Genomic DNA, 19,243 nt, shown 5'->3' on the forward strand with positions numbered 1-19,243 from the left:
CCTAGATATAAATATTTAGTGACTTCCTATTACTTCGACCATAACAGGAGGGGCATCTTTTGTCAACGTATGTATTCTTACTTGTTTTAACTGATTTTTATATATTTTAACTGTTTTTTAAAAATGCTATACAGAGGCATTCCCATTTGATATGATGAGGATAATTTCAAGCACGAATTTGATTTCCGGGCGACAACATCATTTGAGAAAAGGAGTGCTGCACTTGCCTTCCGGCAAGAGATCACCTGCCAGCGAAAATTCCTATGAAAAAGAAACGCATTCTTATTTTGATCGGTATTGTTTGTATCGCTGCCGTGCTGCTCGTTTTGGCTTTTTCAACCGGAGTCTTCGGGATTCCTGATATGAATGCCGTTACGGTTGGGTTCATTAATCCCAATAGCAACGACACGTATTACAGCATGGTTGAATCCGCCCTTAGGGCGGCGGTGGAAGAAAAAAACCATGAGTTTATTTCTCTGGACGCCGGCGGGGACAATTCCGCAATTTATGTCAATGCGGAGATGCTCGAAAACCGGCATGTGGATGTAATTGTTACGTTCAATGATATGACACGTTTCCCGAGCGACGCCGCTGACTTTTTAGCGGAAGCGGGCACGCCGTTTATTGTGCTGGATAATCCGCTCGTGGGGGCCGTTTACTGTGGATTTGACCATAGTTCAGCCGGAGAAAAGCTGGGGAAACAGCTTGCATCAAGTGCGCAAAAGCAGCTTGGCGGCGCCGATCTGATCCTGTCACTGCAGGCGGCAGCACCCGGTTATGCACAGAACGTACGGGCCGAAGCTGCCCTTGAGGCGTTGAAAGTCAAGACCGGCATCAACGAAGATTACATGGTTTCCGTTGCATCAGCCGCCGATGAAAAAAGCGTTACCGCACAGTTGAAAACGATCTTTGAAGACAGCCCTTCCTTGGGGAAAATAGTAATCGTCTGTGAAAATGACCAATATGCAAAAGCGGCTTTGGCCGCCGCAGAAACGCTGAATTATTCGGATCAAGTAGTTATTGGCAGTTTCAGCGACGGCATGGACTTTGCTGCCGCAGACAATTTCAAGGCAGGGAAAAACGCTTGGGTATGTTCTGTTCTTCTTCCACCGGATGATTTAACGCAGCATCTGTCCCAAACAGTTTTTAAGGCAGTTAAAGACAAGGATTTATCCGATTGTATTATCGATACCAAATTATTAACGCATTAGACAAAATTAAGCGGCAAAAAATCCTCCGGCATATTCGCTTAGTGGATTTTCGCGCTTCATGCGTGTACCATTGACGCAAAATAGATGCAGGTAAAACGAGACCCCTACGAAACTCGAATGAAGCGTTAGCAAAAGGGGTTCGGTGGGGAAAGTGGTATGATGGAGCGCACTATCTTTTGTGCCGAGAAAAAAAGATGGCGGAAGCGGAAATGGACTTAAATTTCCTTGCATACAACCTGAAACGTGCAATCAATATGGTGGGAACGAGGAAACTGTTGGAAGCGGTGCGGGGATGATATCTCCGCCCTCCATTTCGCGCGCAGGGCCATTTGGAAACAGACCTTGAAAACCGTTTAAAAAGCGGTTTTTTAAACAAATTGCGGCAGAAAAGGAGGGATAGCTCCCGCTTCCCTGTGGCCGCGTTCGCATGAACCCTCGAGGCTTCGAACCTTCCTAATTTCGTTACAACAAAAAAGCCTACGCTTCGCGTAGGCTTTTTTATTGTGGCGGAAAGGGAGGGATTCGAACCCTCGGAACGCTATTAACGTTCACACGATTTCCAATCGTGCGCCTTAGGCCAGCTCAGCCACCTTTCCATCCGTTACAGCATTAATGATTTTACCACAAATAATTCGTGAGGACAAGGCATTTTTTATTCTTTTCTGCTGACAAATTTTTCTGTCTGTGCTATAATACCTATAATCCCTCAGAAAATTTCATACTGGAGGATCCAGCCATGTCTGAACCTAGCATTGCCGTAAAGAATTTGCTCGACCATTTCAGCGATAATTATGATGACGAAAGTCTTACCCTGCGCAAAAATATTTACCGGGAAACGTATCTGGAATTTGCAGATCAAAGCACATACTATAAGCAAGCCCAGGCGTATGCGCGTTTTCTCGCGCAAAAGCCCGTATGTGTGCATCCTTACGACCTGCTTGCCGGGCAAATCCAGCACCATAATTTTACGGGCTCCATGCCCGCCAAATTCGCAGACGATTTTGATCCCCGCGAACATCCTGTGCCGCGCGAACCATCGGTGGACGACGCGCGCATCGAATGGGAGGCGTGCGCGCCTTACCTCGCGGACGCGCCGCAGGAAGACAGGGACGCCGCATACAGCCTCGTTTCCGGGGTGGCAGGCGGCCTTTATACCCACACCTCTATCGGTCATGTAATCACAGGCTTTCGCAAGGTTGCGCATACGGGATGGAACGGTTTACTCGAGGAAATCGAATCGTCCCTTGCCGATTCTGGAAAAAACGCGGAACAGCGCGATTACCTTTGCGCAATGAAAACCGTCCTTACCGCCGCGCAAAATTATATCCTGCGCTATGCCCGCGCCGCCGGGGATACGATAAAAGACGCACAATCGGAAACCCAGGCGCAGAACCTTGCGCGCATTGCGGACGCATGCAGGCGGCTTGCCCAGGGGCCCGCTTCTTCCTTTTTCGAGGCAGTCCAGTCAACGGTCCTTTTGCAGGAACTTGTCACCATGGAAATCCTTTCCGGCTCTATGTCTCTCGGGCGTATGGACCAGCTTTTCGGCCCCTATTATGAGGCCGATCTTGCAGCGGGGCGCATCACGGCGGAAGAAGCGCAGGAATTGATCCACGCATGGCGTATTAAGCTTGCCGGGCTTGTAAACGGCTACCAGAATGTAGCGATCGGCGGATGCGACCGTGACGGGAATTTTTTTGCAAACGATATTACGCGCATGATTTTGCGCTCCACGCACGACGTGCGGCTCGACCAGCCCCTTCTTTCCATGCGTTACAGCAGGAAAATGGACGACGCGCTTTGGGAGGAAACCCTGCGCGTCATCGAGACCGGAAATGGATTCCCCGCGTTGTTCAGCGACGGCGCGATCATCAAATCCCGCGTGGACGCCGGTGTTCCCGCGGATGACGCATGGGATTACGGCCTTGTCGGATGCGTGGAACCGTGCATCCAAGGCCGCGAATATTCCAACACTGAACAAATGCGGCTCAACTGGCCTCTGGTACTCGAGCTGATGCTCCATGGAGGAAAAACCTTGCGGACGGGCGAGGCGTTTCCTTTGGCGAATATCCGCAATTTAGACGAAATCCAAACGTTTGGCGAGTTCCTTTCCTGGTTTAAAAGCGAACTGGCCTTCCACATCCAAAGGGGAGCGCATGCCGTTAATGTAATCGACACAGTGTATCACAAAGCTTTTCCTTCCATCCTGCTCTCCGCAACTCTTGATGATTGTATCATGCGCGGGCAGGACGCGGGAGCGGGCGGTGCGAAATACCGTTTTTCCACTTTCAGCAACACAGGTATGGCAAACGCGGTGGATTCCCTGCTCGCTATAAAACAAATGGTGTTCGAAAACGGTATGGTGACGCTGCCGGAACTGGCTTGTATTCTCGCGCGGGACTTTAAAGGCCAGGAGAAGCTTCGCCTGTACGCCGCGAACCGCTGCCCCAAATTCGGCAATGGCGACCCCGGGGCGGACGGCCTTATGCAGGAACTGGTAGACTTTGCAAGCGGCATCATCACAAATATCAAGAATACACGCGGCTTCCATTTCCTGCCCAGTTACTACAGCGTATACCATCACGCGTCTATGGGCTGGATGACGGGCGCGACGGCGGACGGACGGCACGCGGGCGTATCTCTCGCAAACGCGCTTTCCCCCGTGCAGGGCGCGGACAGCAAAGGGCCGACCGCCGTAATTGGCGCCGTGACCCGCTGCGACCATACGAAGTTTGGCAACGGTATGGTGCTCGATCTCAAATTCTCCCCGAGCTTTTTCCACAATCCGGTTCACCGGGCAAATTTCCGTTCAATGATCGATACGTATTTTGACCAAGGCGGTATGGAGATTCAGATGAACGTTATCGACCGCGAAACTTTGACCGCCGCGCAGAAGGAACCGGAAAAATACAAAAACCTTATTGTGCGCGTATCTGGGTTCAGCGCTTATTTCGTGACGCTCAACCGTACGCTTCAGGACGAGATCATCGCGCGTACGCAATACGACGGCATGGGCTAATCTTATGCAAACGGCGATTACCGACATCCAGAAATTCTCGCTCGACGACGGGCCCGGCATCCGTACCACCGTATTTTTCAAGGGCTGCCCCCTGGCGTGCAAATGGTGCCACAATCCGGAGTGTATTCGGCTGGACGCACAGCTTCGTTTTGCCAAAAACCTGTGCTCCCACTGCGGCACATGCGCGTCCGTATGCCGCAGCGGGGTATTCGGCGCAGACGGAACGATCCGATTTGCAAAATGTACGGCATGCGGGAAATGTGCAGAAGAATGCCCTTCCCGCGCCCTCACAATGGCCGGAAAACAATATACGGTGGATATGCTTTTGCCTGAGCTTCTGGCAGACCGGGCTTTTTATGAAAATTCAGGGGGCGGAGTAACTTTTTCAGGAGGTGAGCCGCTCCTCCATGCTTCGTTTATCGCGCGGGCAGCGCAGGAACTGAAAAAAAGCGGCGTTTCCGTCGCGGTCGATACCTGCGGGGACGTTCCTTTTGAATCCATCGAAGCGCTTCTCCCGCTGGCAGATTTATTTTTATATGATATCAAGGCCTTTTCTTCCGGCCTGCATAAAGCGCTTACCGGGCGCGGCAACGCACGTATTATCGAAAATTTCAAACGACTGCAAAAAAGTGGAGCGCGCATCTGGGTACGAATTCCGCTGGTTGCCGGAGTAAACGATTCCGCTAAAGAGGTGGAACATACCGCAAGGCTGCTGCACGATTTTCCCGTAGAGCTCGTTGAGCTTTTGCCCTATCACAATTACGGTGCCTCTAAATATGGAGCACTCGGCCTTTCCTATCCGGGAGAAGGATTTAGCGCGCCCACGCCCGAAGCCCTTGGAATGCTTGCCGGGCTTTTCCCGTGCAGCGTGCGCATCAAGGAGCAATGACGGTTTGGTTTATGATTTCCTTCCGTGAAATTATCTGCACTTTTCCATCCGCCAGCCGGAACACCACGTCCGCCTGCACCGCAATCTCTCGCGAATGGGAAACTACTACCATGCACTTATTCAATTTCTTTGCGTTTTCTTTCAGCAGGCTCGTAATCTCCCGGGCCGTATCTTCGTCAAGGTTCCCCGTCGGTTCATCCGCAAGAATCACAGGGGCGTCCGACGCGAGGGCGCGGGCTATCGCCACGCGCTGCTGCTGGCCTCCTGACAGTTTCAAAACGTTCCGTTTCGCTTCTTCTTTGGTCAGCCCAACCTGTTTCAATATAGTAATCGGGTCTTTCTTCGCCGTCAGGCACACATTTTCCGCAGGGGTCATATAGTCGATCAGATTATAATTCTGGAATACAAACGCCACGCCGTTCCTGCGGAAGGCTTCAAGCCCAATATCCCGTAGTTCTTTTCCTTCAAACAGAACACTTCCTTCCGTCGGTACATCCAGCCCACCCATAAGGGACAGCAGCGTTGTTTTCCCGCTGCCCGACTGCCCGAGAATTGCATACATCCGCCCCCGCTCAAATTCCATGTCGATTCCCTTCAAAACCGGATTTCCCGGATGATAAGCGTACCATACATTTTTTAGTTCCATTATGCTCATTTCGTTTCCTCCTCAATTTGCAGTATTTAAAATATCCCTCGGTTTCATTTTCAGCACCTTCGCCGACGCGATTCCCACAGATGCGGCGGTTGCCCCGCACATCAGCGCAACCGTAAGTACAAGATTCCCCGTTGTAACCGGGAACGCAAGCTCCGCTTTCTCTCCTGACGTTTTCTCAATCACGATTCCCCGGTATTGGTCGTCTACTACCGTATATTCGTCTTGACCGCTTCCCGGGTAAGACATATTTTGTATTGCATTTCCCACCGTGCCGGATAACGCGCCCGCAAGAAGTGCCGCGCAGATCAGTCCGGCTACTGTTACTAAAAGAATTTCCAGCAATAGTTGCCCGAATATCTTTCCTTTCGTGATACCGTTCGCCATCAGGATACCGATCTCCCGTTTGCGTCCGCGGATCCACATCATGAGCAGGAGAGAAAGCACCAGTAAACAGCAAACGGCTGACAAGATCACGATCACCGCCGAAAGCCCCTGCATCGTCTCAAGCGGCCCGGCCGACGCTTCATATGCGCTGCTGTCCGGCTCGATCATAAAGCGCGACATATCCACACCTTCTATCTCAAGCGCGCGAATCTCCCCAATGATTCGATCCATCTCCAAGGGATCCTCTATAAAGATTGTCGCTTCCTTGTACTGGTCGAGAGGGAAATCTTTACCTTTGGCTATCGTCAGTAAATTCCATACAATCGTGTCGTCATCCACGAACACAAAATTTTCCGGATTTTGATCCTCATAGGTAAATTCCGATACCTCTTGCTTAAAGTTCAGATGATAGATGCCCACAATTTCCAATCCCCGCTCATCCAACAGCGGATACGGGCCGGACGGAACTGCAACGTCGGCTGCGCAAGCCCTAAAGGTGTCTCCCACGGAAAGCCCGCTTCGTTCCGCAACGATGTCCGAAATAAGCGCTTTCCCACTATCTTCGGGTGTAATGTGCCGTCCATCCGTAAGCTCGAACGCCCCGCTGCGGAAGTATTCATACAGGCTGCTGTCGTTCCCGCCAAAACAAAGCGGCGCCTTGCTGTAATAAGAACAGGCGTAATACAAATTTCGGTTCATGTCCGGTAAATTCGAAATATCTCCCACTTCTTCTATCTCCATATGCCCTTGCTCTACTTCGCGCGCCCATTGCCCTTCCGTCATTTTGAGATCTTCTGTGTATAACCACTCCGGAGATCTTTTGACAAAATAGTCCGTTACACCGTCGATTTCCATGATTTTCGTGAGCATCGCGTCGTTCACAGTAGGGCCAATATAAACAGAAGCCACGCTTCCGTTTCCCATATCGATCGTTTCCCACAACCTCGGATCGTCCGGGTCTGCAATGTGCGTGATATACAGACTTGTCCCCAGCGTTTCCCGGTATTCCCGCCCAGCGTTTGCCGCCGCATGCGATACCGCAAGCGCGCACAGCAGAAAGAGCGTGGAAACCAGCAGGACCGCAAACAGCAGCAATGTCCTCCCGCGTTTCCGCATAATATACAGTATGGCTCTTTTAACCGTTCCCATATCCGCACCTCTCTCGCTGCTTTACAGGCGGGAATCTTCTGCGAAGCGCAGAAGGTTCCCCGGCTTTTCGCGGAATATTCCGCGAAAAGACAGGAAAACCGATAACGCCACGATGATAAAGCTGCATATCCCGATCACCAAAATGTCGGCGGCCGTGACCATATATACAAGCTCTGCTTTTTGTCCTCCGACAGGCTCCACCGTAAGGTTTTGTGCCTCGTTATAAAATACCTTGTATGTCTCGGTTACATTTTCGCGGTACATCAGGGACTCCGCCGCATCGCCCATCGGCTGCGCCGCGCAGGATGCCAGCACACACGCGAGTGCAAACGCAATCCCTATAATGATAAATCCTTCCAGCAGCAATTGCCGCAGTACGGCCTGCTTTCCAATCCCGACCGAAAGCAATATCCCGATCTCCCTCCGCCGTCCTTTAATCCATAAGTGAAACAAAAGATACTCTATCATCATACAGCTTCCCGCCGCGAAGACAGTCATAAATGTGCCCAGGGCTTTTACCGCTTCAACAGGTTTGACGAAAGCAAGGTAGCTCGTATCGTCCTTATCAATGGAAAGATACTGCCACGGCAGGTCGAGCTTTTTCACTTCCGCTATTACTGCATCCAGCTCCAGCGGCTCTTCCACGAAAAATGTAAGTGTCTCAAAGGTCTCAGATGCTCCGCCTGCGGCCTCTGCTATTTCTCCTACCGACTTGTTATCCGTCATGATAAAATTTTCCGGCATATCCCATTCACTTGAATATTCGTTCGCCGCCTGTGTAAAGTTCACATCGAATATCCCTACGATTTCATATTCTTTCGGGCCAAAGGGCTGCAGCCCCGGTATAAGCCCATCCATATAATCCACATATGCCTGCGTGATCCCCGCTTCAAAGGTATCGCCTACCTGCAGCCCATTCAGACCGGCAACATAGCTTGAGACGACCGCCTTCCATTCATCTCCCGGCTGTATATGCCGTCCTTCGCGCAGGCTCAGCGCGTTGTTCCGAAAAAACGGATTCAGCGAGCTGTCTGTATTTCCGATCAGCGGTGCAAAATTCCTGTACATTGTAACGGACTCTATCATATCGTCCCGGCCCTCATATTCCTCCGGATATGCGAGATAATCTTCATGAGTGAGGATATGAAACCCCGGCTTCAGCTTCAAACTCGTATATTCCCAACTACTTTTACTTCCGTTATATGCAGATACTCCGGACACCTGCATCACTTGTCCCGCCATCTCGTCCGTCAGCTTTGCGGGATTGTTATATACGCGTCCCTCGTTCCCATCGCCGAGATTTACCGTGATCCACAGGGAATCGTCCTGCGTATCCACAATAGCATTGAAACAAAAACTCGCCCCCATAGACCTGCGGATCTCATCCGCCGCATTTCCCGCCTCGGCAGTCAACATCGTGCCAATCAGCAGAAAAAAGCTCATCGTAAGCAGAATAAAGAAAAGCAGAATGTTCCTTCCCTTTTTCCTGGTTAAATACAGCAAAGAGCGCTTTAATATCGTCATAATTCAACGATTCTCCCCAAAAAAGATTTACCGGTACAAGCGCATCTCCATATCCCGAAGGCCGCCTGCGCGAAAAACACCAGCAACAGGATGATGCTCCGGCCTTTTTTGCGTGTGATGTATAACAGCGCGCGTTTCAGCGTCCCCATATCCGCACCTCTCCTCTCACCGGGACGAAAGAATGTCTTTCGGTTTCATCTTCAACACCTTTGCCGACGCGATCCCAACCGACGCGGCGGCTACGCCCATACCCCCAAGAATAACCAAAACAACATCCCTTCCAGATACGGAGTAGGCAAGGTCTATTTTTTCCACCGCCGTTTTCCGGATGACGTGTCCTTCCAGCGGAACATAATCAACGATATATTCTGCTTCCCTATTGCGCGGTGAAAACAACTCTTGAACGGCCTCTCCCGCTGTGTCCGCCGTTGCGGCAGATACGCACCCAGCCCCTGCGAAAGCGACGGTGGCAAGCAGCAGCGCTTCGATCAGCAACTGTCCGAATATTTTCTTTTTTGCAATGCCAACTGCAAGCAGCAGCCCCATTTCATGCTTCCTGCTTTGCATCCACGCGGTAAGCAGCAAGCCACCCGCCGCTGCAGCTCCTCCTGCCAGAATCACGATAAGTAAGACCGAAAGGCCGCTCATCATATTCAGCGGTTCCGCTACCGCGCGGTATGCCGTGTCGTCCTTCTTCATCCGGAAATACGCGGGATCCATCCAATTGATCTCCCCCACCCGTTCCATCGTTTCTTCCAGCCGCGCAGGGTCGTCTACAAAAAATACCGTCTTGGAATAAATGGGTTCTGTCCGCCCGTAATACTTGTCGTATAACGAATTCGCTTGCGTAACGGTAGCGGCGTCCGTGAAAATAAAATTGCCCGCGTACCAGTCTTCTATCATATTTTCATCCAGCTTTTGTGATGCGTTGACTCGGAAAATCCCCGCGATCTCCAGCGGAAATGGCTCCCCCAGCCTGCGGTCGTTTTCCATATCCCAAGTTACGAGGGCCTCTCTGCACTCAAACGTAAATGTGTCCCCGATCCAAAGCCCGTTCCGTTCCGCCATCTCCTCCGATATCAAAGCCTTCCCGCGGCTATCCGGTGTCAGGTGGGTTCCCGCCGTCAGGGTAAACGCTTCCGTGCGGAAAAACCTGTGCCGCTCGCTATTGCGTACCCCAAACAAGGAAAACGTCCTGTACAGGAAAAGGGTTTCCTGCCTGTTCCTGTCCTCCCCGCCGTCAGAACCGAACAGGTTCGCGTAATGGAGTCCCTTGCCCGGATTCAAATCCTCTGTGTAAACGGGCATATCCTGCTCTGTTTCGTAACCGCTCACGCCTTCCGTTTCCAGCACTTCCGCAATTTTTTCATCTGTAAGCGCCGGCCCAGTATACGTATAAACGCTGCCGCCAGCAGCTTCCTTTACTTCCCATAAATCCGCCGCTTCTTTATTCATAAAGGTAGATACCGTAAAGCTGCTCCCAAGCGTTTTCCGGTATTCCTCTGCCGCCTGCGCCGCGCTGCGCTGAACGGACAATCCCACAAGGGAAAACGCGGACGCGGCGAAAAAAACCAGAAGCAGTATAACGCTTCGGCCCCTGTTGCGCGTAACATATAAGAAAGCCCGTTTCCACATGTCCACCGTCTCCCCTAGCTCATGGAAGAAAGAATATCCCTCGGTTTCATGCGGATAATTAAAATAGAGGAAAGTCCCACAGCAGCCACCACCGCCAACATTCCATAAAAAACGACTTCCGCAAATTCCCCCGGCCCTACCGTAATCTCTATGGCGTCCGCTGCTTCCGAGGAATAATCTACTTCCACCGGGTCTTCCATTAGGGCCGACAGCCCCGTTCCTCCGCCCTGTCCTATGCTCTCCGTTTCTTCAAGGCGGGGTATCAGCAGATTCCCCGCTCCTTGCGCGAGGGGGCCTGCCACGATTCCCGCAAGGCAAAACGCCGCAGCGGCAATCAGGATACATTCAAGCAGCAACTGTCCAACAATCCCGGCCTTCCGGATTCCGATGGAAAGATAGACGCCGATCTCATGCATCCGGTCACGTATGTGCATAATGAGGATCAGGGAAAGCAGGGCTACGCTGACTGCAAGGATCACCAGCACGATCATCATCGTAAAGCCGCCCATTTTTTCCAGCGGGCGTATGGAATCCTGGTAGGCCTTGTCGTTCACTGCCACTTCCAGTCCATCCCAGTTCACCCCGCCGATCTCCTGCGCCCGCGCGATCAGGCTGCCCAACTCCTGTGGATCGCGCGCAAAGAAGGCCGCGCCATACCGGTAGCATTGGACTGGCTGGCCCGTGACCGCTTCCAGCACAGCGCGGCCTGATTTTGTATCCGTAAAAATGAAATTATCCGGAATATCACACTCGGCGGGTATCCCGCTTCCCGATCCCTGTTCCGTTTCCACGCGGAACAGGCCTGCGATCTCATAGGGAAAAGACTGCCCCACCGCGTCCGTTTCTATCCCCGCCGTATTCTCCGTAATTTCCGCGGTGAACGAATCTCCCACCGAAAGGCCGTTTGTTTCCGCGAACGTTTCGGACACCACTGCCTTCCGCTCGTCTCCCGGAGCGATATGCCTTCCCTCCGTAAGCACGAACGCTTTCGTAACGAAATACTCGTGCAGGCTGCTGTCCGTATTGCTCAAAAAGCGCGCCATCTGCGCCTTTTCATCCCCGTCCGAAGTGAAACGCCCGGGTGTGAGCACGAGGCCGTCTTCTACGTTCAGGTATAAAATATCCATCCCGTTATATCCTTTGATTCCGTCAAAGGCCGCGATTTCACCCACCAGCGCATCCGTCACCCGCTGCCCGGTCAAATTTTCTTCGATCTTAAAATATCCGCCCAGAGTTTCGCGCAGGGAAGCCGCCGCGCGTTCCGACGCGTTTCCCACCGCAAATCCGGTCAGTACCAGCGCCGCGATGGTAAACAGTACGGCCAGAAACAAAATGCTTTTTCCTTTTTTGCGCGTAATATACAAAAAGGCCCGCTTCGTAAGCGGCATAACCATCACCTCTTTATATAATTGAACATGATTGATACAGGCTAAGAGAGTTCTCCACTGAAGATGTCTTTTCTGAAATACTTTATTTCCTATATTAATTATAAGAGCATCCTTCAAAATATGCAATGATTTTACAAGATAACGGCATTGCCCGCGCGTATGATTAAATCAGGTATGTTTCATTTTTAAATTGGAGGCGGGAACATGAAACTCGGTATTGGAATCGATACGGGGGGCACCTATACGGACGCCGTTATTTACGATTTTAATTCCAAAAAAATTTTAGCCGCGGCAAAAGCCCTGACTACAAAAGAAGACCTTTCCGTTGGAATTGAAAATGCAATGGGCGGCCTTGACAGCAAATATTTCGATCAGGTGAGCTTTGTCTCCCTGTCTACGACGCTTGCGACAAACGCGTGCATCGAGAATAAGGGCGGCCGCGCAAAACTTTTGTTTTTGGGTGTAGAAAAACGCGTGTTGGACTGGGTCGGGGAGGACTACGGCCTGCACGCGGGCGACGAAATTTATTGTTGTGAACACAAAAGCCGGTACGACGGCGAGATCACGGACCAGCCCGACTGGCCTTTGCTTTTGGAAGACACCCGGAAATGGCTGCGCGACGCGGACGGCCTTGGTATTGTGGAACTATATGCCATGAAAAACGGAGCGGTCTTTGAGCGGAAAGCCAAACAGATTTTTTCGGATCAATACGCTTTTCCCATCGTCTGCGGCCACGAGCTTTTCTCTGAATTGAATTCTTTGCAGCGCGGGGCAAGCACCCTTTTGAATGCAAAGCTTGTCCCGGTCATCCAGGAATTTCTTGCGGCCATTAAAACAGTTCTCGCTAAAAAGGGCATAACCGCACCTGTGGTCATCGTACGCAGCGACGGGACGTTAATGTCCGAAGAATTTTCCCGCCTCCGCCCGGTGGAGACGATTCTCTGCGGGCCGGCGGCAAGCGTACTTGGCGGTGTTCAGCTTGCCGATGAACAGAACAGTATGATTATCGATATGGGCGGCACGACGACAGATATTTCCCTCGTGAAAGACGGCGCGCCCGTGCGTGTGAAAGACGGCGTTTCCATTGGCAAATGGCGGACGTTTGTCAAAGGCGTATTTATCGATACGTTCGGCCTTGGCGGTGACAGCGCGGTGCGCCTCGGCGATTCCGGCCTGATGGTCGATACGCGGCGCGTTACGCCCATGTGCGTGGCGTCAAAGCGCTGGCCCAATATAACAGGAGACCTTCGGGCGCTGCTGGAATCAAACCGCGTCCATGCGACGCTTCCCCTGCACGAATTTTTTTATCTCGTGCGGGATATTCCGGATCCGGCGAATTACTCCGAAAACGAGCTCGCTTTTTGCGCGGCACTCCGCGAGCGACCTCTTTTGATGACGGAAGCGACGGAGGCAACGGGCCTTGACGTATATACCCTCAATACAGAACGTCTCGAGCGCGAAGGCATTGTCATGCGGTGCGGCCTTACCCCCACTGACATCATGCACATCAAAGGCGATTTCAGCGAGTATGACGCGCAGGCCTCACGGCTGGCGGCGCAATTCGTTATAAAAAGCCTGTACGCGCACGCGGACGATACATGCAGCATGGAAGAGTTTTGCGAGATGGTGTATGACCTCGTGAAAAAGAAGCTCTACCAAAACATCGTGCGGATTTTGCTCCAGGATAAATTTTCCCAGATCAAAAAGGATGGCCTTTCAGGGCAACTGGAAATGCTGATTTCCGAAAGCTGGGAAATCAACAAACGCGCGCATGATACAGGATACACCGATTTTGATTTTTCAACCAATGCGACGTTGGTCGGCATCGGCGCGCCCACGCACATTTTCCTTCCAGACGTAGCAAAAGCCCTTGGCACAAAGTGTGTGATCCCGGAAAACGCCGGAGTGGCAAACGCCATCGGCGCAATTGTGGGCAGTGTATCCGCAACCGCAACCATCGAAGTCCGCCCGAACCATACTCCGGGTGGAATTGAAGATTATACCGTGCTTGGCACGGAGAAAAACACAACGGTGGACGAACTCGAGGAAGCTGTGCAAATCGCTTCGGAAGAGGCGGCCGCGGCCGCAAAGGCCGAGGCGCGCAGGCGCGGCGTTCTGGGCAAGGTGGATATCCACGTGGAAGTTATGAATCATTCCAGTACACTCAAAGGCAATATGACCTTTGACCTTGGCACCACCGTCACCGCCACCGCGAGTGGAAAAATTGCATAGCTTTATTTACCGTACTGTCGGCCGCCGGAATTCCGGCGGCCTTTTTTCATAGGTTCTCAGGAAGGCAAAAGCGGCGCGCTCCAAAGCCTTTCTGCCAGACGGCGCTAACTTGCCGCGCCATACGGTTAAAATTCTTGTGCTTTTGTTTTTTGGGGACAGCGGGTTAGAAAAAGGAGGAAAGCAATCCCAAAAGGATACGCTCCGTCACCGCCCATGAAAACAGGTTCCGGGCCGGAAGGCCGCAGCTCCGTCCCCTGAAAAGGCGGGAGTGCATGCGGCCATTTTCCTATAAATGGCTCTCTGAAAGCAAAAAGCGGCAAATCAGCCGTTTTTGCTTATTTTTTTACAAAAAAAACTCTTATTTTACTATAGTAGACATGATCTACTATAGTAAAATAGAGGCATCGAAAATAACACCCTGGAGCGTGGGCCTAACTCTCCCACGTCCGCAGAAAAGGACGGGCATTTGCCTGTCCTTCCTGCTTTCCCGGGGATTTGGCGCGGTGCAAATTTGTACAAAAAATATTTCAATATTACAATATTAGACATAGTCTACCATGTTATGATATGAGCAAAATAAAGCAAAACAAAAAGGGGAGAATCAAAATGAACATGAAACAATGGGTCGAAGATATCAGGGATGCAAAGGTCAAGAAGGCAATGCCCGTCCTGTCCTTCCCGTCTATCCAACTGATGAATATCGGCGTAAAAGAACTGATCGCATCGAGCGACACACAAGCAAAAGGCATGAAGATGATTGCGGACCGCGTAGATTCCTCGGCATCTGTAAGCATGATGGACCTCTCTCTCGAGGCGGAGGCGTTCGGCTCGGAAATCCGGGTATCGGACGACGAGGTGCCTACGGTAATCGGAAGCCTTATTCATTCTCCTGCGGACGCGGATGCGCTTAAGGTTCCCGATGCGCATCAGGGCCGTCCCCAGATTTATATCGACGCAATCGAAAAGGCTTGCAAGCTGATCACCGACCGCCCGGTATTCGCGGGCGTAATCGGGCCGTTTTCACTGGCGGGGCGCTTGCTTGATGTAAGCGAAGCAATGATCTATTGCTATACCGAGCCGGAGATGGTGAAGACAACGCTCGAGAAGGCGACGGAATTTCTGATTAACTATATCAACAGCTATAAGGAGGTGGGCGCGCACGGCGTAGTTATGGCGGAACCGCTTGCGGGAATCCTGTCTCCGCCGCTCATCGCGGAATTTTCCACACCGTATGTAAAACAGATCGTGGAAGCGACGCAAACGGATGATTTTATCGTCATTTACCATAATTGCGGCAACAGCACGATACAGCTCATCGACTCGATTCTGGAAAGCGGCGCAGCCGCATACCACTTTGGCAACGCCATCGACATGGAAGAAATGATGGGGCACATTCCGTCCGATGTCGTCGCCATGGGCAACATCGATCCGTCGAGCCAATTCAAAGATGGTACGCCGGAATCCATCCGTGAAGCGACGCTTGACCTGATGAACCGCTGCTGCGAAAAATACCCGAATTTCGTCATTTCCTCGGGCTGTGATATCCCGCCGATGTCGAAATGGGAAAACATCGACGCGTTCTTTGCCGCTGTAAAGGAATATTACGCAGACAAATAACCAGAACGCAGCGTTTTTCCACTCCTCAAGGCCCTCATTCAAATAAGAAAATCCGGATTTTGAGGGCGGATCTGAAGAATATAGGTTTTTAAAACGGCATAGCGTAAAATCCGCTATGCCGTTTCTTCATTGTGCGCTTAAGCGCACAATCAAAAGACCAGTGGCAAAATCCAATTGCCGCTGGTCTTTTATGCTCTTGTTTGACAGCTATCCGCCTGGCGTTTGTACCGCCTTATGGCCAACCTCAGCTTGAGACTTTTTTACCGCCGCGGGACGGCGCAGATGCTGCTTTCTTTCCACTGCATTCCCGCGAAAACGCAACCCGTACTCCGCAGTTTCCATGCAATATATCCTAAATCTTCCACAGCCGTCTTATTTTACGACAATATTGACAATCCGTCCGGGAACGACGATGAATTTCACAATTTCCCTGCCTTCCCACAGTTCCGCGAACGCGCCGCGCACATACTGCTCAATCTCTTCTTTGCCCGCGTCCGCGGAAATATCAAATTTCGCGCGTACCTTGCCGTTTACCTGCACCGCCATATTTACGACCGGACGCTTAAGCGCGCTTTCGTCGCATACCGGAAATTCCTGATTGAAAACCGAATATTCCCCGCCAAGGCGCGACCACATTTCTTCTGCGAAGTGCGGAGCGAACGGCGCAAGGAGCAGGCACAGTTTTTTTGCAACTTCCTGCAAAAACGCCGCGTCTGGCTGGCCATCCATATATTTATACATGGCGTTTACAAGTTCCATAATGCGTGCAACCGCCGTGTTAAACGAGAACTGCGGGATGTCCCGCGCTACGTTTTTAATTGCATAGTTAAGCTGGTAATTCACATCGAAATCCGGCTTTCCGCTGCCGCCCTGCATGGGGGCCACCGCGTCCACAAGGCGCTCCACGCGCTCAAGGAAACGGTTTACCGCCTTAATGCCGTCATCGTTCCACGGGCCTCCCTCCACATAGTTGAACCCGAACGCGAGGTACATACGCAGTGTATCCGAACCGTATTTTTTAATCAGGTCATCCGGGGAAATGACATTGCCGCGGCTCTTGCTCATTTTCTCGCCGTCCGGCCCGAGGATCACGCCCTGGTGCACGAGGGACGCGAACGGTTCGTCAAAGCCCACATACCCCATGTCGTGAAAGGCCTTGGTGAAAAACCGCGCATACAGCAAGTGCATACACGCGTGCTCCGCGCCGCCGATATATTTATCCACAGGAAGCATACTGTCGATAAGTTCCCTGTTCCATGCCTCTTTTTCGTCTTTGTTGTCTGGATAGCGCAGGTAATACCAAGAGGAGCATACAAAGGTATCCATGGTATCCACATCGCGCTTCGCCGGCCCGCCGCAAACAGGGCAGGTGGTATTCACGAAATCTTCGGCTTTTGCAAGCGGCGAAGTGCCGTCCGGCGTAAAGTCCACGTTGTACGGGAGCTTCACCGGAAGCTCGGATTCGGGTACGGGAACCTCCCCGCATTTTTCGCAGTATACCATCGGGATGGGCGCGCCCCAGTAGCGCTGGCGGGAAACCAACCAATCACGCAGGCGGTAATTTGTCTTAAAGCCGCCGCGCTCTTCTTTTGCGAGATCTTTCAAAATCGCCCGCTTTCCCTCTTCTGTGGTGAGGCCGTCATATTTTCCGCTTCCCGTGAGAACGCCGTATTCCGTAAAGGGAAGCGCGTCGTCCGAACCATCTTTGGATTTGATTACCCGCTCTATGGGGAGGTTATATTTTTCCGCAAAGGCATAATCGCGCTCGTCATGCGCGGGAACCGCCATCACGCAGCCCGTGCCATAGCTTGCGAGCACATAATCCGCCGTCCAGATCGGCACCTTACGCCCGTTTATGGGGTTGACCGCATACGCGCCCGTAAACACACCCGTCTTTTCGCGCGTAGTGGAGAGGCGGTCGATCTCGCTCGCCCGCGCCGCGTATTCCTGGTATTCCTTCACGGCCGGGAGCTGGACGGAGGTCGTGATCTGTTCTACCAGCGGATGTTCGGGTGAAATCACTACGTAGGTACAGCCGAACAATGTATCCGCACGGGTCGTGAACACGGTGAAATCCCCGCCGCCCACGATATCGAACTTCACTTCGCCGCCCTGCGACTTGCCGATCCAGTTCTTTTGCATCAGTTTTGTTTTTTCCGGCCAATCGATGCGGTTAAGGCCCTCTAAAAGCTGCTCCGCATAGTCCGTAATTTTAAAGAACCACTGGGTCAGGTGTTTTTTGGTCACCTGCGTTCCGCAGCGTTCGCAGCAGCCTTCCACGACCTGCTCGTTCGCGAGCACGGTGTTGCACGACGGGCACCAGTTGACCGGAGCTGCCTTGCGGTAGGCAAGGCCGTGCTTATAAAGCTGCAGGAAGCACCATTGCGTCCACTTATAATAGTCGGGCATGCAGGTCTTGACTTCATAATCCCAGTCCCACGTGCCGCCGATGGCTTTGAGCTGCGTTTCCATGGTCTCGATGTTCTGCATAGTGGAATCCTGCGGATGGATGCCCGTCTTGATCGCATAATTTTCCGCGGGCAGGCCGAACGCATCAAAGCCCATCGGATGAAATACATTATAGCCTTTCATACGCAGGAAACGCGCATAGGTGTCTGACAGGCTATAGTTATACCAATGCCCTACGTGCAGCTTTGCGCCCGAGGGGTAGGAAAACATTTCCAATACATATTTCTTGGGTTTTTTACTGCTTTTATCATATTGATAAAGACCCGTCTCCGCCCATTTTCTCTGCCATTTTTTTTCATTCTCTGTGAAGTTCAACTGCTTTCGCCTCCGGCAATCAATAAATTTCGATATACTTTATTATTATCGGATATTTACGGTGCAAAGTCAATTGCGGAAATGGGTGCAAAAAGGGGATTTGGCGCGGACTTTGCGATGACGCGGCGCCCCCGCGCTCCCCGGATGCAAACAGGCCTGCGGCAAAGCGGTCGAAAATGCCTTCCCATGGCTGCACCTTCTTCCCTGTTTTCCCGCCGCGTTTCGTGTTACAATAAACTTATGTCCGGCACGTTGGCTGGGGAAGGCCCCCGGATTGCCCGCCGGATAAATTCCATACCGGGAGATCGTTACAAAATGGATCACGGACTGAACATCAAGATGTACGCTTTCACGCTGGATTGCCCAAACCCGCAGGAATTAGCGGAATTCTATGCAGCGCTTCTCAAATGGGAAATTGTATTTTCCGATGAAGAATACGCGTGCATAGGCGCTCCGGGCGCGCAGCAGGGAAGCTATCCCGGTATAACGTTCCAGCAGAACCCCGGATATCAGCCGCCCGTATGGCCGGACGTGCCTGATGCGCAGCAGCAAATGGCGCATTTGGATTTTGCCGTGGATGATGTGGAAAAAGCGGTTAAATACGCCATCCGATGCGGAGCAAAAATTGCAGGCGAGCAATTTTCCGACGGTTGGACGGTCATGCTCGACCCCGTCGGGCATCCCTTTTGCCTGTGCCAAATGAAATCCGTCATCGAGAGCGAGCACTTTGCCCTGCGGTAGCAGGACGGAAACCGT

The 19,243-nt window shown here is 52.0% G+C and carries 12 protein-coding genes and 1 tRNA gene; 6 read left to right on the plus strand and 7 right to left on the minus strand.

The window, feature by feature from the left end; all coding sequences use genetic code 11:
* The first annotated feature begins 263 nt into the window (after positions 1–263).
* Positions 264–1,211, plus strand: a complete 948-nt coding sequence (locus H8S18_RS11575) for a sugar ABC transporter substrate-binding protein (RefSeq protein WP_186858431.1) — start codon at positions 264–266, stop codon at positions 1,209–1,211.
* A 504-nt stretch (positions 1,212–1,715) separates the two neighbouring features.
* On the opposite strand, the gene H8S18_RS11580 is transcribed toward H8S18_RS11575, so the two are convergent.
* Positions 1,716–1,807: transfer RNA gene (locus tag H8S18_RS11580), tRNA-Ser, on the minus strand.
* 140 nt (positions 1,808–1,947) lie between these two features.
* Here H8S18_RS11580 and H8S18_RS11585 point away from each other — a divergent pair.
* Together H8S18_RS11585 and H8S18_RS11590 are read left to right on the plus strand one after the other, a co-directional pair.
* Positions 1,948–4,230 carry a pyruvate formate lyase family protein gene (locus tag H8S18_RS11585; protein ID WP_186858432.1) on the plus strand — a complete coding sequence of 761 codons (2,283 nt, stop codon included), beginning with the start codon at positions 1,948–1,950 and terminating at the stop codon, positions 4,228–4,230.
* Positions 4,231–4,234: 4 nt separating this feature from the next.
* Positions 4,235–5,119 (plus strand): glycyl-radical enzyme activating protein, encoded by an 885-nt coding sequence (locus H8S18_RS11590; protein ID WP_186858433.1) that lies wholly within the window; start codon positions 4,235–4,237, stop codon positions 5,117–5,119.
* Here the strand turns inward: H8S18_RS11590 and H8S18_RS11595 are convergent.
* The 5 genes from H8S18_RS11595 to H8S18_RS11615 form a co-directional block, all read right to left on the minus strand.
* Positions 5,106–5,774, minus strand: coding sequence for an ABC transporter ATP-binding protein (locus H8S18_RS11595; protein WP_186858434.1), 669 nt, complete (start codon positions 5,772–5,774; stop codon positions 5,106–5,108). The two genes, H8S18_RS11590 and H8S18_RS11595, sit on opposite strands and share 14 nt — an antisense overlap.
* A gap of 12 nt (positions 5,775–5,786) precedes the next feature.
* Complete coding sequence (locus tag H8S18_RS11600; protein WP_186858435.1) at positions 5,787–7,307, minus strand: ABC transporter permease; 1,521 nt, start codon at positions 7,305–7,307, stop codon at positions 5,787–5,789.
* Positions 7,308–7,328: 21 nt separating this feature from the next.
* A complete protein-coding gene (locus tag H8S18_RS11605; RefSeq protein WP_186858436.1) occupies positions 7,329–8,831 on the minus strand; it encodes an ABC transporter permease in 1,503 nt (500 codons plus the stop codon).
* 165 nt (positions 8,832–8,996) lie between these two features.
* Entirely contained in the window at positions 8,997–10,466 is a 1,470-nt protein-coding gene (locus H8S18_RS11610) for an ABC transporter permease (protein WP_186858437.1), read from the minus strand.
* A 14-nt stretch (positions 10,467–10,480) separates the two neighbouring features.
* Complete coding sequence (locus H8S18_RS11615; RefSeq protein ID WP_186858438.1) at positions 10,481–11,854, minus strand: ABC transporter permease; 1,374 nt, start codon at positions 11,852–11,854, stop codon at positions 10,481–10,483.
* A 204-nt stretch (positions 11,855–12,058) separates the two neighbouring features.
* Here H8S18_RS11615 and H8S18_RS11620 point away from each other — a divergent pair, with 204 nt between their 5' ends.
* Together H8S18_RS11620 and H8S18_RS11625 are read left to right on the plus strand one after the other, a co-directional pair.
* The gene (locus H8S18_RS11620) at positions 12,059–14,086 is read left to right on the plus strand and encodes a hydantoinase/oxoprolinase family protein (RefSeq protein WP_186858439.1); all 2,028 of its coding nucleotides are present in this window, start codon (positions 12,059–12,061) and stop codon (positions 14,084–14,086) included.
* Positions 14,087–14,692: 606 nt separating this feature from the next.
* Entirely contained in the window at positions 14,693–15,703 is a 1,011-nt protein-coding gene (locus H8S18_RS11625) for a uroporphyrinogen decarboxylase family protein (protein ID WP_243165139.1), read from the plus strand.
* 372 nt (positions 15,704–16,075) lie between these two features.
* On the opposite strand, the gene leuS is transcribed toward H8S18_RS11625, so the two are convergent.
* On the minus strand, positions 16,076–18,487 hold the full coding sequence (gene leuS / locus H8S18_RS11630; protein WP_186858440.1) for a leucine--tRNA ligase: 2,412 nt from the start codon (positions 18,485–18,487) through the stop codon (positions 16,076–16,078).
* Between the two features lie 315 nt (positions 18,488–18,802).
* Between leuS and H8S18_RS11635 the strand changes: the two genes are divergently transcribed.
* Positions 18,803–19,228 (plus strand): VOC family protein, encoded by a 426-nt coding sequence (locus H8S18_RS11635; protein ID WP_186858441.1) that lies wholly within the window; start codon positions 18,803–18,805, stop codon positions 19,226–19,228.
* The last annotated feature ends 15 nt before the right edge of the window (positions 19,229–19,243 follow it).

Source organism: Christensenella tenuis, from assembly GCF_014287795.1.
Lineage (GTDB): Bacteria > Bacillota > Clostridia > Christensenellales > Christensenellaceae > Christensenella > Christensenella tenuis.